Origin of the sequence: Petrotoga sp. 8T1HF07.NaAc.6.1 (genome assembly GCF_016772115.1) — a bacterium.
Taxonomy (GTDB): Bacteria; Thermotogota; Thermotogae; order Petrotogales; family Petrotogaceae; genus Petrotoga; species Petrotoga mobilis.
This window is the reverse complement of record NZ_AUPG01000004.1, coordinates 37,332-52,029: the sequence shown is the minus strand read 5'-3', so window position 1 is coordinate 52,029 and position 14,698 is coordinate 37,332. Positions and strand designations below refer to the sequence as shown.

The window sequence follows — 14,698 nt, the reverse complement described above, 5'->3', positions numbered from 1 at the left end:
TACCTACTATTTTCGTAAGAGATTCAAAAATAATAAAAAAGGTCGAGAGACAGATTTTTAGTACCATTTTTTAAGTTTTAGATCCATACATATTATACGAGGTGATGAAAAAATGGAAAATGCTCCAATATTTATAATAGGGAACCCAAGATCGGGTACCACCTTATTAAGATTAATATTATCGGCTCATCCTAATATATATATAGCTCAAGAGGGAGGCTTTTTACTGTTCCTTTATGAGAAGTATAAAAATTTTGCTGGAGAAAAAGACAAGATAGTAAATTTTGTAGAAGATTTAACGCAAACGAAAAAAATAGAATATTGGGGTATAGTTAAAGAAGAAATAGTAAATTACATAATAAAAAATCAACCTAAGAATTATTCTGAATTAGGAGCGATGGTATATAAATATTATGGTGAAAAAAAATATCCCGGGAAAAAAAGATGGGGAGATAAAAACAATTATTATTTAAATTACATTGATACTATAAATGAAATATATCCAGAATCAAAGTTTATACATATAATAAGGGATGGAAGAGATGTTGCATGTTCATATAAAGACATGTCAAAAATAAAAAATCAAAAATATGCACCTAATTTACCCAATCAAATAATAGAAATAGCAGAGAATTGGAAAAATAATATAGAAACTATAAATGCTTCCTTTAACAAAATAAATAAAAATAGATATATAGAAATAAAATATGAAGATTTAGCTCAAGATGCCAAAAGTACAGTAAAAGAATTATGCGATTTCCTAAATGAAGAATATGATGAAAATATGTTGAATTATAATAAAATTAATTTGGATAAAGAACCAGAGGATTATAGTAGTTGGAAAAGTTTAGTGAAACAAGACATAACAACTAAAAGAATAAAAAGATGGGAAAAAGAATTAACTTCAGAAGAAATTGAAATATTTGAAAAGATCGCAGAAAAACAATTAACAAAGTATAATTATGAATTAAGAATTCTTAAATGAATAGAGAGTATTAATGATTCACTCAATGAACGGTGTATTATATCGCTGTAATGTTGAAGACAAGAAAAAGAATTATCTAATAAAATCAGAGAGTTTCTTTCTTGAGAGGTAGGGAGAAGGCTCAACAATCAGTGAAATGAACTAGTATTATTTGGTTAGCCATAGCAAGATAGCAAATTTAAATTATTATAGGTATAATTGGGGAATAGCATAAAGAAGTATAGAATCGAATATAAATTTTAAAAAAAAGGGTAGAAAATAGCCATAGCACATGTTTTTGAGAATATCTAATATAACCAAAGAACAAAAAGTTGTAATGTATAATGTATATAATGCGATTCAAAATTTTGAAAAAGATATCTACTTTAGAAAATGAAATTAATAACATGTGTTTTTATCAAAAACAGCGGTTGAAAAGGTATTATGGGTGAAATTTATTTTGAGAAAGATTCTCCAGGAACAAAAGTAGCTTTTGGAAAAGGGGAGAGATCCACTTTTTTATTTTTTTTAAATGCTACCAGATAATACAATAATTTGTTCAAATTTCATTTTTTCACCCCATATTTTTTTGGAAGGAAACCAAAAATTTTTAAAATGGGAGGTGGTTTTTATGAGGGTTAGAGAATACAATAAAACGAATTGCTTTTAAAGGAATTATTAGAAGAAAGGTTTCAAATACTTAATAAAAGCGTATAAGGAGAAAGGAAGTATTTTGGGAAAAAACCAGTTGTTATAACCATGATTTAACGAGTGTTTTTGAATTTGTAAAGAGACTATAAAATATTATTCGAGGAGGAAATAACATGGCTATACAGTATAAAAATCTTGATGAGCAAACACGCAAATTTATGCTGAAGGAATTGGAAAAGGATGTTAAGGAGGGAACCCTATATATAAGCCCCCGTTTGAATTCCATTGGACGATCTAAATGGGCTAAACTTCTTGAAGATGCTATCGTTGGTCACAACGATGATTGGTTAGCTACCCAGTTAAATGAGCAACAATGTATGAAATCAGATGAGGAAAGGAGATTGCGAAGTGGAGAAATAACGAAAGCAAAAGTTCCTGTGAATGCTCCTGAAACGCTTGCTGAAGGTGAATTCAATCGCTTTTACGCACGGGGAATATGTGCAAGAGCAATTGCTGAGGGGATCAGTGAAGTTATAGTGTATAGAGGGAAACAAGTTCAACAACCGCGCCAAGAGTCCCAAGCAATGATTGGAAAGAGTATTGATCCGCAAGCTTTGTTGGAAGACCTCAGAAAATCCCAAGGGGTAGAACCAGCTTTAGGTATACCACCTGGACCAAATTCAGGTTTGACTATCTCCTTACCATGAAAAAAGTAGGCACTTCCACTAACATCGGACAAACCGTTCGACTCGCACTTCATATGTCCGCGGACGTTGTCTAAAATTGAGCCTGCGCCTGAAAGAAGCAGAGAATGTTGTAACTTTATTATTTAACCAAAAACGAATGTTTTATATAATCATAAGGTATAGAAGATAGGCATGGAAGATGCTAATGTTGCTTTGATACTTAAGGAGATAGAAGAGATAAAGGAGGAGATAGCATATATTAAGGAGCAGATGATAGACATGGATAGAATTTTGATGGATGAAGAGATAATAATATTAAAAGAAGCTAAGAAAGAATACCAAATTCAGAAATAGGTAAAAGCAACTATTAACTAAAGGTAAGTAAGTTAAGGCAAGAAGAAAAAGAACTAAAATATTGGATAATTCCCCAAAATGCTTTTTGAAAATTGAAATAATTCTTCAAAAAATTTAAAAGTAGTTAAAATTTTTTGAAGAATTTTCTGGAAAAAATACGCATGAAAGAAGGTTGTAACAGCGGAGTATTTGGAGTTTTATAAGAGGAATTATGGTGTCGAAAGTTATTAAGAAAAATATAGGAAAAACGATGCTTGGTTAGTTTTAGATATATATAGTTAAAGAAAAAGGGGCGGTAGCCCCTTTTTCTGTATAAAAACAATTATCTTAACAATTGCAAGACGTTTTGTGGAACCATGTTTGCTTGAGCCAACATTGCATTCGATGATTGCAACAGTATTTGTTGTTTTGTATAGTTCATCATTTCTCTTGCCATGTCTACATCTCTGATTCTTGATTCTGCCGCGGTTAAATTCTCTGAGGAAACTTGCAAGTTGTTTATGGTGTGTTCTAACCTGTTCTGATATGCACCAAGTTTAGATCTTTCTGTGGAAACTTCCTCTATTGCAGCGTTTATAGTTTCAATAGCGGCATTTGCACTTGATTGTACAGTAAGAACTATATTATCTACACCCAAAGCTGCTGCATTCATCGTGTTGATTGACAATTCAATGTTTTGATCTATGTTTGCTCCGATGTGGAAAACTTTGCCAGTAAAGGTTCCATCTAATAATTTCTGGGTGTTAAATTCGGTGTTACTTGCAATTCTGGTAATTTCTTCAGTCAATTGGTCTACTTCATCTTGTAACGCTTGTCTATCTGTATCAACGTTTGTATCGTTTGCTGCTTGTACTGCTAATTCTCTCATTCTTTGCAAAATAGCGTGTGTTTCAGTTAATGCTCCTTCCGCTGTTTGTATTAAGGAGATAGAATCTTGAGCATTTTTGACAGCCATGTCTAACCCTTTAATCTGTGCCCTCATTTTCTCGGAGATTGACAAGCCAGCTGCATCGTCACCTGCTCTGTTGATCCTTAAACCTGAAGAAAGTTTTTCAAGGGATTTTCCCATAGCGTTGTTAGCTGATTCCAACTGCCTCCATGCATTTAGAGCGTTTAAGTTGTGGTTAATTCTCATTCTACCTTCACCTCCATGTGATTTTGGTGTTTACCTTTCCTTAGATGATTTATTTCCTGGCCAGGAATATTTCATTATAATTATCGGTTAAAATTCTAATAACTTTAATTATTTTCTTTACTTTTTTGGATTCTCTTTGATCTTTTTAAATCGAAACTAGATAATGGTGGAAGGAAATAATAAATAGAAGAAGAATGATATAATAGAATAAGCTTTGTAATGGGAGGTAAGTGTATGAGTGCTGATAATGAAAAATTGTTGTCTGTTGCTATGATCGTTAAGGACGAAGAGGCAAATATTAGACGCGCATTAGAGGCTATTAAAGATGTGGCAGATGAGATAATTGTTGTTGATACGGGTTCAACGGATAGAACGCCTGAAATAGTTAAAGAGTATACTGATAAGTTGTACTTTCATGAGTGGCAGAATGATTTTTCTGAGGCTCGAAATTATTCTTTGAAGTTTCCAACCTGTGAGTGGGTTTTGATATACGATGCAGATGAGGAGGCTTCAGAATCGTTTAAAAAAAATATAAGAGAGTTTCTTATGAAACAACCTAAAGATGTTAACACTGTCTATATACCAGCAATCAGTTATCTGGATATGAGTCATACAAGAACTGAAGTTGGTTCGACTCCAAGAATTTTTAGAAAAGGCACCGTTGAATACAAGAACGTTGTACATAATCAAGCTATATATAAACCAAAGGTAGTCCATGCGAATTTCCCGATTTATCACTACGGGTATATTTGGACTAGAAATTTGCAGAAGAAAAAACACGAAAGAACCTCAACTTTGATAAGAGAACAGTTGAAAAGTTCTGATAAACCTTTAGATAGGATTTATTATTTAATTCAATTATATAAAATTGAGGCAATAGGTAGATACAATTTTAGAAAAAATGAGTTGGCATGGAAAATTATAGAAGAGATAAAAAATGTAAATAATTTACCAACCATTACCCTTGAATTTTTATATTTGTTTGGTGTAGAATGCATCGAAAATGATATGAAAAAATTGGGGGAAGAGTTATTAAGAAACGCGATTAAGATATCGCCAAAATATCCTGATCCTTATTTTGGGATGATGCTTTTATGTGAGAAAGAGGGAAAATATGATGAGTTGTTGGATTGGAGTAACAAATTTTTTCAGGCTCTAGATAAAGCTATGAATGAAGTTGAAACGTATTATTGGACGATTATGTCTCTTAAGCGAATATCTACAGCCTATTTGCTTGCAGCGAAAGCCTTTTTGATGAAAAAGGATTTTAATAACTTTAATAAATATATTTCAAAAGCTTTTAGCGAAAAAGGAAATTTTGCATTGAATAAAAGTAATATTCAGATTTTAATGAAAAATTTAGTAGATTTGGTTGAATCTAAAGAAGAGATGGAAAAGGTTCTTGCAGGAACTCAGATTATCGTTGAAGTTAGTGAAAACGAAGGGATTCAAATGTACTTCGACGAAGTTATCCAAAAGCTTGGAGAATTAAATCTGAATGTTGAAAAGAGTTTGTTGGAGAAGTTTAAATGTAAAAATGAAATATCAAAATATGTAATTAAAAAGCTTGAAACGTCTGAAGATCAGCTTTTAAACTTTGTTACTAAGAATGATTATTTGAAGTTTGTAAATGAAACGGGAATATACGGTCTTTTGTTTCTTTTCTATGTTCTTGAAGAGACGAAAAGCTACGTTGAAATTTTAAAGGAGTTAGGAAGGTTAAGAAAGGTCGAAAGTGAAGAGGTTAGAGGGGTTTTGTATGTTTTAATTGGAGATGCTTATCTAAAATTAGAAAAGTACAAAGAAGCGATAGAATACTACAAAAAAGCCAAGGATACTTATCCTGAGATATCGAGGTTTATAAAGCCCCTTTTAGAAGATTTATCTATGAAGTTATCCACAGAATTTGACATTGCTTTTGATGAGATGTATAGTTTTTATACGTCCCAAAATGAATTTATTTTTGATATCGTTGAATACCTTGGGGAAGACGCAGTTGAAAAATTGTATTTGATTTCGAACACTTCATTTGCTAATTATGCATCTGCTTCTTTACTAATAGAAAAAGATCCACAAAAGGCTGAAACGTTGTTAAAAAAAGTAGAAAATATCGAAGAATTTCCTTTTTATTATTATAGGCTTGCTAAGATATACGAAAAAAAAAGATATTAAAAAAGCCTTTGATTTGCATGTAAAAGCTGTAGAAGAGAATAACAAACTTGCTGATATATCGTTTGGTATATACAGTTATTCCGGGCTTTATCCAAATACTCAGATTAGTTTAATGAAAAACAACGATGAAATCATTTGGGCGGGGAATATTTCCGAAAAGTTTTCCACGCTTGGAATTATTCACCCTGTTAGAAGTTGGAAGAAGTCAGATACTTTCATGTACGCTTCCCCTTATCCTTCTGATGAGGCTTTGAGGATTTACGAAGAGCGTGAGAAAGAGACTTATAAGTCTGTTCCTTTGGAGATCAAAAAGGAAGTTATTTTAAAAGTATTAATTGATAGTAATTTTAAAGATGTAAAGGTTCTTGGAGTCGACAAAGAAAAGTATGAAAGTGTTTTTGATGATTTGGGTATTTCTGTGAAAGATAATTCTAACAATGTTTTGATTGTAGGGGAGTTTGAGAAAAATTATGATGTGAGTGATATATTAAAGAAAGCAAAAAAGGTTTTAGCTTTTGTGTATGTTCCTGATTTAAAGGATAGAGAAAATGTGGTTTGGTTTATTCCAAAGTTTAGAGTGCTTAGAACAACGAGTCAGTTGATTTCGTTATTCGAGAAAGAAGGGTTTAAGGTTTCAAAAGTCGAGGCTATCGATGGAAATTTGAGATGTATTCAAGCATATAAAGAGTAACTTTTACTTTCATTGACAAGTTTTAAAATATATTGTATAATAGTTTAGAAGAGTTTTGGGGCGCTTAGCTCAGTGGGAGAGCGTCTGCTTCACGCGCAGAAGGTCGTAGGTTCAAACCCTACAGCGCCCACCACTTTTTTGTACTTCTTTAAGTTTTTTCAGCTTTCCGCATACCCCTCTGGTACTCACTCAAGAATCTAAGATAGATAAATTTTTATTAAAAAAATATAAATATTTTTTTAATTCCTTTCTTCAGTAATAATCCATCATCAAAAAATACCATAAATACCTAATTTTAAGCATTTTCAACAAAAAAATTTAAAATTTTGCGAATTTGCAAGTTTTGTGTATAATCTAAAAAACTGAGTAAATATATTTATTACCATTTATTAGTAATAATGAAATATATTTCAATGTATCGTTTATTATGAAAATAATTTCTTGTTGTTTGTTCTTTCTTAAGTATACCGGGGAAAAGCTAAAAGGAGGAGGTAACCATGAGTAACTCTATTGAATTAACCCAAGAAAATTATGTTGACAGCATAATTGAAAGGGTAGTTGTAAGGAATCCTGGAGAAACCGAGTTTCACCAGGCGGTACGTGAAGTTCTTGAAAGTATAAAACCAGTTGTTGAACTGTATCCTGAGTTTGAAGAAAACGGGATTTTAGAAAGGTTGACTGAGCCTGAAAGGCAGATTATCTTTCGCGTTCCATGGGTAGATGATCAAGGGAACGTTCATGTTAATAGGGGATACAGAATTGAATTTAACTCTGCGTTAGGGCCTTATAAAGGGGGATTGCGTTTTCATCCCACTGTATACCCAGGAATCATGAAGTTTCTTGCATTTGAACAAACTTTCAAAAATGCTTTAACTGGAAGGCCTATAGGTGGAGCAAAAGGTGGCAGTGACTTCGATCCAAAGGGGAAGTCAGATTCCGAAGTTATGAGATTTTGTCAAAGTTTTATGACTGAACTATACAGACATATAGGGGCACAAACGGATATTCCAGCAGGAGATATAGGTGTTGGAAATAGAGAAATTGGGTATCTCTTTGGTCAATACAAAAGAATTACCAACCGTTTTGAAGCTGGCACCCTAACAGGAAAAGGTGTAGACTGGGGTGGAAGTTTAGCAAGAACAGAAGCAACAGGGTATGGATTGGTTTATTTTGTTGAAGAAATGCTAAAAGATGTTGGTGAAACATTTGAAGGCAAGAAGGTAGTAGTTTCTGGATCTGGAAACGTCGCTATTTACACTGCTCAAAAAGTTATAGAACTTGGTGGAAAGGTTATAGCCCTTAGTGATTCAGATGGAATGGTATACGATCCAGAAGGAATAGATTTAAATTCTGTAATTGAGATAAAAGAAAAAAGAAGAGGAAGAATAGTTGAGTATCTCAAAACTCATCCATCAGCAGAGTATAACGATAATAGTAAAAATATTTGGAAAATTGAATGTGATATTGCCTTCCCATGTGCCACTCAAAACGAAATTGATATAGAAGAAGCAAAAACACTTGTGAATAACGGTGTTTTAGCGGTAGCAGAAGGTGCTAATATGCCGTGCACCCCAGAAGCTATTGAATGTTTCCAAAAAAATAACGTTATGTTTGCCCCAGCTAAAGCTGCCAACGCTGGCGGTGTTGCAACCTCTGCCTTAGAAATGACTCAAAATAGTATGTGGGAGTCTTGGAGTTTTGAAGAGGTAGATAAAAAACTACGTGAGATAATGAAGAATATATACAGTAGTATAAAAACGACAGCTGAAGAGTACAAGAAAGACGGGGACCTTGTTTTTGGGGCTAATGTGACGGCTTTTCTAAAGGTAGCAAGAGCAATGATGGATCAAGGGATCGTTTAAAAATACCCCCAGATGGGGGTATTTTTTAAAGCTTTCCTAATTCCTTGAAGATCTCTTTTACTACTTTTATATCTTGACTATGCTCTGGATCATCTCCAGGGGTTTCAAGGATCAGAGGTAGTTTAGATATTTCATCGAAAGAGAGGAAGGTTTTAAATCCTTCTTTTCCTATGTATCCTTTGCCTATAAATTCGTGTCGGTCTTTAGCTGCGCCCACGTCATATTTTGAGTCGTTTAGATGAATCATTTTTAGTTTATTTAGGCCAATGTATTTGTCAATTTCGTCTAATAACCTTTGTACCTCTTCTTTTTTTCTTATGTCATAGTTTGAGTCGAATCCATGGCAGGTATCGTAGGTTATGCCTAATCTTTCTTTCCATGGTGAGTTATTTATTATTCTTCCCAATTGTTCCATGGAGTATCCTATGTTTGAACCCTTTTGAGCGACGTTTTCGAGCAAGATAGTTACTTTTGTATTCTGAACTTCTTTGAAGATGATATCTAATCCCTCTAATATTTTGTTTATGCCGAATTCTTCTCCTTCACCTAAATGGCTTCCTGGGTGGAAGTTGTAGTGAAGTATTCCTAATTGGTCTGTGGCTTTTATTTCTTCTATCATTGCGTTTATGGATTTTTCTCTGATGTCGTCTTTTGGAGAGGCGAGGTTTATTAAGTAGCTTGAATGAACTAAGACGTCTTCAAAGTTTATGTTGAATTCGTTCATTGCGTTTTTGAAGCCTTCTACGTCGTTTTCTTTTGGTGGGTTTACTTTCCAAACCCGTGGTGAACTTGTGAAGATTTGAAAGGTGTTGCCTCCGATGTTTGCTGTGTCAGGAGGGACTTTTTTGAAGCCTTTTGAGATTTTCATATGTGCGCCGATTTTTATCATTTTTTTTCACTCCATTCTATATCATTTTGCAGTATTTTCTTTGCTATTTCTTTGTCTAGGTTTGCGATAACACCAATGTTTGCGAATATGTAATTTTTGTCGTAGGCGAAGGTTACGTCTTTTGGTGGTAGTAGTAAATCTTCTGAGTTTTTTAGCTGCTTAAGGCTTTCAAATATCTCCTTTTTGTATTTCGACCTTGATAGTATTCCTCCGGTGCCAAAGATAGTTTTTACAGCGGTTAAATCTTTTCCTTGAGCCACCTTTTTTCTTCCGGTGGGAGTAAAGATGTAATCAATTCTTCCGGCGTGTCTTTTTAGGGACGTTAAGAAACAAAATTTTGCCAGGTATGCTGCAAATTTTTCTTGTTCGTCGTTTTGTGGATACGGGGATATATTTTTTAGTATCTCTTCGTAGTTTTCAAAGTCCTTTTTTATTTGTTCTTTGCCTATCATTTCAACTACGTTATGTGCGTTTACGTATATTCCCATGTCTCCATCTACCGTTCTTTTGGAACGGGGTTGTGGAGATACCAAAATCTTTTGAATTTCTGGTGAGCCGTCGGTAACGGAATCTATATCCGTGGTGGCTCCTCCAATGTCAACTGTTAGAACATCTCCATACAGTTCATTTAATAATTCTGTGGTGTTCATAACAGCCGCAGGGGTAGGAATGACTTCTTCATCCACTACATCATAGATTTTTTCCATACCTGGGGCATGAATTATGTGTTTTGAGAAAACTTCTTGGATTATTTTTCTTGCCGGTTCAACGTTGAGGTGATCTATTTTAGGATAGACGTTTTCTGTTATGATTATATTTTTGTTCTTTTCTTTGAAGATTTCTTCTATTTCTTCTTTTACAGCAGTGTTTCCTGCGTATATTATGGGGATGTCTAAAGGCAAGTTAGAGAGTAATTCAGCATTGTAAAGAACGGTTTCTTCTTCTCCGTAATCAACCCCGCCTGATAAGAGAATCAATTTTGGCTTAATCTTTAAAATTTGCTTCAAATGGGTTTCTCTAAGTTTGCCGGATGTGATGTATTTTAAAATAGCCCCAGCGCCTAAAGCTGCTTCTTTCGCTGCCCTGACTGTCATATCGTATACCAGTCCATGGACTGTCATACTTAGCCCACCGGCGGCGGAAGAGGTTGCTAAAAATTTTTCCCAACTTATTTTATCTTTAACTTTTTCTTCCATATTTTTTAGTGCCTTTTCTATTCCAATGGTTACATCACCTTTGTCTATGGTCGTGTAACTTTCTGTTTGAGCTATTATTTCAACGTTTTTTTCGATGAGCTGGTAAGCTGTAATCACCGTTGTTGTACTTCCTATCTCAGCTACTAATAAATCAATTTTCATACTTTTTCCTTCTCCAAATCCATTAGGAACTTTTTAAGTATTTCAACCGCCTTTTGTAAATCATTCATAGAGGCTGCAAAAGAAAGTCTAATGTGCCCATCAGAAAAGAAAGCCGAACCTGGGACTACTGCCAAACCATATTCGAGTAATTTTTCACAGAATTCTTTATCGTTCAATCCATAGTTTGATATGTCGATAAAATAATAGAAGGCACCTTTAGGTTTGTCAAATGTTAAACCGAGTTTTTTGAATTCATCGTACAAGTAGTCCCTTCTTTTTTTGAATTCTTCTATCATGTAAGAATTGTCTATTTCTAAGGCTTTGAGTGCAGCATATTGAGAGGGTGTGTTCACATTAGAAGTGGAGTGAGATTGAATCTTAGCCATCTGAGTTATGAGTTTTTCACTGGCAATAGTATATCCCACTCTCCATCCTGTCATTGACCACGTTTTTGAAAAACTGTTTATCAATATTGTTCTATCTCTTGATTCTTCGAAAGTTGCCATAGAAGAGTAACTACCATCGTAGACAAGGGCATCGTATACCTCATCACTTAAGATGATAAGGTCATGTTCGATGGATAGATTTGAGATAAAACTCAAAAACTCTTTATCGTAAACCACACCTGTTGGGTTGTTGGGAGAATTAATTATAATCGCTTTTGTTTTTTTTGGTTATAGCTTTTTCCAACATTGTTTCTTCGGGGATGTAGTTATTTTCTTTCGTAGTTTTAACGTGAACGGGGATTCCGCCAACCATTCTGATTTGTGCGTCGTAACTGACCCAAGATGGATCAATAACGATTATTTCATCGCCTGGGTTTGTTATCAAAAAGAGTGAGTTAAATAGTGCTTGTTTTCCCCCATTAGTTACGATTACATTGTTCTCATTGTAATTAGTTGAGTATTTTTTATTTATATATTGAGCTATCTTTTGTCTGAGTTCTTTTATTCCTTTGTTGTCGGTGTATTTGGTTTTCCCTTCTTTCATGGCTTGGTAAGCTGCGTTAATTATAGGCTGAGGAGTATCAAAATCAGGTTCTCCAGCTGTCAATCTGACTATTTCGTACCCTTTGCTTTGTAGTTCTAATGCTTTTGAGTTTAACTCGATAGTTGCAGATGGTTGAATTGATTCTATTTTAGCAGAAAATTCCATAGAAGCCTCCTCTCAGTTTTTTTCTAAAATGCCAACGTTTTCGATATGGTATGAGTGTGGAAACATATCAAAAGGTTGAACCGATTTTAAAGTGAATCCATTTTTTGTAAAAAGATTTAGATCTCTGGCAAATGTTGAAGGGTCACAGGATATATAGATAATCCCTTTTGTTGCCATAGAAGAAAGTAAATGGATCTCTTCCTTTTCCAGTCCTTTTCTTGGGGGATCTAAGATGACATAGTCAAATCTTTTATCAGAATTTTTCATGAGATACGGTTTCGAGCTTGCTAGGATGAAATTAACGTTTTTAATAAAATTTATATGAGAATTTGAAATTGCAGCCTTTACTGAAATTTTGGAGGTTTCAACGGATTCTATGTGTTTAAAGAGTGGTGAAAAGTATATTGAGAATAAGCCAACACCAGAGTATAAGTCTAACATAGTGTCATCTTTTTGTGTGTTGTTTTTGAAATATTCTAATATGTGCCTTAATAGCTTTTGTGTGACGTTGTAGTTGTTTTGAAAAAAGGAGGTTGGTGGAATTTGGAATTTAAAATCATCAAACTCCTCATTTAATACTCCTTCACCGAGAAGCGTTTTGTAAGGACCTCTTAGTACAACGCTATCCGAACTGTTCATCAAGTGTATCAGTGAATAGGGCTGGAAATTCTGTTGAAAAAACTGTTTTATCTCTTCTTCGTAAGGTAAATATTCTGTGTTGGTAACTATAATTACCATCGTTTGATTTTTGGAAAATGATCTTCGAATGACTAAGTGTTTCAAGATACCTTTTTTTGTCTTTTTGTCGTATATTTCGATATTCAATTTGTTAACTAGTTCTCTGAATTTATTTCTTATGTTATCGAATAAGTTTGGTGAGATTGGGCATGAGTAGATATCAAGAACATTATTTGAATTGGCGATATTTAAACCTAATTTTAATTTATTATTTTTCTGAAAGGCATATTCCATTCTGTTTCTGTAACCCCAAATCAAATCGCTTTCGATTATGTCATTAACAAGGGAGCTATCTAACTTTCCGATTCTTTCTAACTGTTCTTTTACTATCTCTGTTTTTGATTTTAGTTGGGATTTATAATCATAATCGAGCCATTGGCAACCCCCACACTCGGGGAAGTGCTTGCATTTGGAGGATATCCTTTGATGGGATGGTTGTAGAATTTCTTTCAGATCTGCGAATACTAAATTTTTATTCGTTCTTGTTGGAATAACCGAGACAAATTCTCCAGGGTAAACGTTGTTTACCATGTAGATTTTATCGGCATAACGTGCCATGCCGTATCCACCGTAGACTAACTTTTCAATGACGATTTTTACTTCTTCTTTATCATTATCCATCTAAATGCCTCCAAGATGTGGAATTATTGTCTTTATTAGCGCCCTTTCACCAGGCTGGGTGGGAGGGCTTCGCCCTGTGACCCTTTTAAAGTTATTTATTCTATTTATATTTGCGCCCTTCCCCCGCACCCCACCCATAAGGAGTTAGGTTCAGCTTCGCCCTGTAACCTTTTTAAAGTTATTTATTCTATTTATATTTGCGCCCTTCCCCCGCGCCTCACCCGTAAGGATGGGGCCTGCGGCCCCTTAGACCCTGCAGTAACCCATAAGGAAAAGCAAAAGGTTTTACCCCTTGCCCCGCAGCCCGCCCTTTTAAGGAAGGGAAGAGCTTTGCCGTTAACCCTTGAATTTACAGCACGACCATTTATGATTTTTCTACCAATGAATTGAAATGTTCCCCTCTTTCTTCATAATTTTTGTACTTATCAAAGCTTGCTCCCGCTGGTGAAAATACCACATTGTCTCCTACTTCACATATTTCACTTAGGTATAAGAATACTTCTTCTAAATTATTTTTGAAGATAAATTTAGAATTCAAGGGGTATTTTTTGACTTCTTTTTCCATTTCTCCGAATACCATTACAGCTTTGGCGTAGGTTTTAAGTTCTTCGATTAATGGTGTTAAGTCTTCATTTTTAGGGATTCCACTTAGGATTGCTATATAACGCATTCCTCTGAAACTTTTATAAGCGTTGTATGCGGAGTGAACGTTGGTTGCTTTTGAATCGTTGTAATAATTGACTCCGTTTTTGCTTTTTATCAGTTCCAACCTATACTTTAGTGGTTTAAATGAGTTTATTGCTTCTTCGATAACTTTTTCAGAGATCCCAAGATTTAACGTCGTCACTGCTGATGCCAAGATGTCTTCTTTGAAGATGTCCAGTTCAAACATTTTGTTGTTGACTTGTATCTTTTTATCTTTGTATTTAATGTAATTGCCTTCAATCATGTTTTTAGAAAACGTTATAATCCTTTCACTTGCTTGATAATCTTTTAGGTTTAAAAGATTTACAGCATCTTCGTTGATAACCGTTACTCCTCCTGATTTGAGGGTTCTTAACAATAAGTTTGCTTTGGTTTGATAGTAATCATTCAAGTCTTTATGCCAGTTTAGATGATCGGGTGCTAAGTTCGTTAATACAGATATTTCAGGAGTAAACGTTTTTGACCAGAATATTTGAAAAGAACTAACTTCAACTACGTAATAGTTTAAAGTTTCTGCTGCTTGAGCTAAGGGAACTCCAATGTTACCCCCTACAAAGGTTAAAGGATCTGCGAATTTTAATATATGGCCTATTAAAGAGGTGGTGGTTGATTTCCCGTCGGTTCCTGTTATTCCAATAAAAACAGCTTTTTGGTTTACTTTTTTTATACTTTCCCATGAATACTCTAATTCTGTAGTGTAATCGATATTGTTTTCAA

At 34.2% G+C, this 14,698-nt stretch carries 11 protein-coding genes, 1 tRNA gene and 1 pseudogene; 7 read left to right on the top strand and 6 right to left on the bottom strand.

Annotated elements, in window-relative coordinates; translation table 11 throughout:
• Positions 1 to 112 precede the first annotated feature (112 nt).
• The 3 genes from NAAC61_RS03795 (at position 113) to NAAC61_RS03785 (ending at position 2,655) form a co-directional block, all read left to right on the top strand.
• Positions 113 to 985 carry a sulfotransferase family protein gene (locus NAAC61_RS03795; RefSeq protein ID WP_202695320.1) on the top strand — a complete coding sequence of 291 codons (873 nt, stop codon included), beginning with the start codon at positions 113 to 115 and terminating at the stop codon, positions 983 to 985.
• A gap of 803 nt (positions 986 to 1,788) precedes the next feature.
• A complete protein-coding gene (locus NAAC61_RS03790; protein WP_202695319.1) occupies positions 1,789 to 2,322 on the top strand; it encodes a hypothetical protein in 534 nt (177 codons plus the stop codon).
• Positions 2,323 to 2,493: 171 nt separating this feature from the next.
• The gene (locus tag NAAC61_RS03785) at positions 2,494 to 2,655 is read left to right on the top strand and encodes a hypothetical protein (RefSeq protein WP_202695318.1); all 162 of its coding nucleotides are present in this window, start codon (positions 2,494 to 2,496) and stop codon (positions 2,653 to 2,655) included.
• A 322-nt stretch (positions 2,656 to 2,977) separates the two neighbouring features.
• Here NAAC61_RS03785 and NAAC61_RS03780 read toward each other — a convergent pair whose 3' ends face one another.
• Entirely contained in the window at positions 2,978 to 3,790 is an 813-nt protein-coding gene (locus NAAC61_RS03780) for a flagellin N-terminal helical domain-containing protein (protein WP_202695317.1), read from the bottom strand.
• Between the two features lie 234 nt (positions 3,791 to 4,024).
• Between NAAC61_RS03780 and NAAC61_RS03775 the strand changes: the two genes are divergently transcribed.
• The 4 genes from NAAC61_RS03775 (at position 4,025) to gdhA (ending at position 8,515) form a co-directional block, all read left to right on the top strand.
• Positions 4,025 to 5,962, top strand: a complete 1,938-nt coding sequence (locus tag NAAC61_RS03775; RefSeq protein WP_202695316.1) for a glycosyltransferase — start codon at positions 4,025 to 4,027, stop codon at positions 5,960 to 5,962.
• The gene (locus NAAC61_RS03770; RefSeq protein WP_202695315.1) at positions 5,931 to 6,653 is read left to right on the top strand and encodes a hypothetical protein; all 723 of its coding nucleotides are present in this window, start codon (positions 5,931 to 5,933) and stop codon (positions 6,651 to 6,653) included. Before NAAC61_RS03775 ends, NAAC61_RS03770 begins: the two co-directional genes overlap by 32 nt.
• Before the next feature lie 58 nt (positions 6,654 to 6,711).
• Positions 6,712 to 6,786 (top strand) — tRNA-Val (locus NAAC61_RS03765).
• Positions 6,787 to 7,150: 364 nt separating this feature from the next.
• Entirely contained in the window at positions 7,151 to 8,515 is a 1,365-nt protein-coding gene (gene gdhA / locus NAAC61_RS03760) for an NADP-specific glutamate dehydrogenase (protein ID WP_202695314.1), read from the top strand.
• 25 nt (positions 8,516 to 8,540) lie between these two features.
• Here the strand turns inward: gdhA and NAAC61_RS03755 are convergent, their stop codons facing one another.
• From NAAC61_RS03755 to murD, 5 genes and pseudogenes are all read right to left on the bottom strand, one after another.
• A complete protein-coding gene (locus NAAC61_RS03755; protein WP_202695313.1) occupies positions 8,541 to 9,404 on the bottom strand; it encodes a deoxyribonuclease IV in 864 nt (287 codons plus the stop codon).
• On the bottom strand, positions 9,401 to 10,762 hold the full coding sequence (locus NAAC61_RS03750; protein WP_202695312.1) for a GlmL-related ornithine degradation protein: 1,362 nt from the start codon (positions 10,760 to 10,762) through the stop codon (positions 9,401 to 9,403). The genes NAAC61_RS03755 and NAAC61_RS03750 overlap by 4 nt, the downstream gene beginning before the upstream one ends.
• A pseudogene (aspC, locus tag NAAC61_RS03745) lies at positions 10,759 to 11,917 on the bottom strand (aspartate aminotransferase). The gene NAAC61_RS03750 and the pseudogene aspC overlap by 4 nt, the downstream one beginning before the upstream one ends.
• A 12-nt stretch (positions 11,918 to 11,929) precedes the next feature.
• A complete protein-coding gene (gene rlmD, locus NAAC61_RS03740) occupies positions 11,930 to 13,276 on the bottom strand; it encodes a 23S rRNA (uracil(1939)-C(5))-methyltransferase RlmD (RefSeq protein ID WP_202695311.1) in 1,347 nt (448 codons plus the stop codon).
• Positions 13,277 to 13,640: 364 nt separating this feature from the next.
• Positions 13,641 to 14,687 carry a UDP-N-acetylmuramoyl-L-alanine--D-glutamate ligase gene (murD, locus tag NAAC61_RS03735; RefSeq protein WP_337919694.1) on the bottom strand — a complete coding sequence of 349 codons (1,047 nt, stop codon included), beginning with the start codon at positions 14,685 to 14,687 and terminating at the stop codon, positions 13,641 to 13,643.
• Positions 14,688 to 14,698: the final 11 nt, after the last annotated feature.

What these genes read in the sequence shown, in the direction of transcription:
- NAAC61_RS03785 (WP_202695318.1), top strand. Translation starts at nt 2,494, where the DNA reads ATGGAAGATGCTAATGTTGCTTTGATACTTAAGGAGATAGAAGAGATA.
- NAAC61_RS03755 (WP_202695313.1), bottom strand. Translation starts at nt 9,404, where the DNA reads ATGATAAAAATCGGCGCACATATGAAAATCTCAAAAGGCTTCAAAAAA.
- NAAC61_RS03750 (WP_202695312.1), bottom strand. Translation starts at nt 10,762, where the DNA reads ATGAAAATTGATTTATTAGTAGCTGAGATAGGAAGTACAACAACGGTG.
- gdhA (WP_202695314.1), top strand. Translation starts at nt 7,151, where the DNA reads ATGAGTAACTCTATTGAATTAACCCAAGAAAATTATGTTGACAGCATA.
- rlmD (WP_202695311.1), bottom strand. Translation starts at nt 13,276, where the DNA reads ATGGATAATGATAAAGAAGAAGTAAAAATCGTCATTGAAAAGTTAGTC.
- NAAC61_RS03780 (WP_202695317.1), bottom strand. Translation starts at nt 3,790, where the DNA reads ATGAGAATTAACCACAACTTAAACGCTCTAAATGCATGGAGGCAGTTG.
- NAAC61_RS03790 (WP_202695319.1), top strand. Translation starts at nt 1,789, where the DNA reads ATGGCTATACAGTATAAAAATCTTGATGAGCAAACACGCAAATTTATG.
- NAAC61_RS03795 (WP_202695320.1), top strand. Translation starts at nt 113, where the DNA reads ATGGAAAATGCTCCAATATTTATAATAGGGAACCCAAGATCGGGTACC.
- NAAC61_RS03775 (WP_202695316.1), top strand. Translation starts at nt 4,025, where the DNA reads ATGAGTGCTGATAATGAAAAATTGTTGTCTGTTGCTATGATCGTTAAG.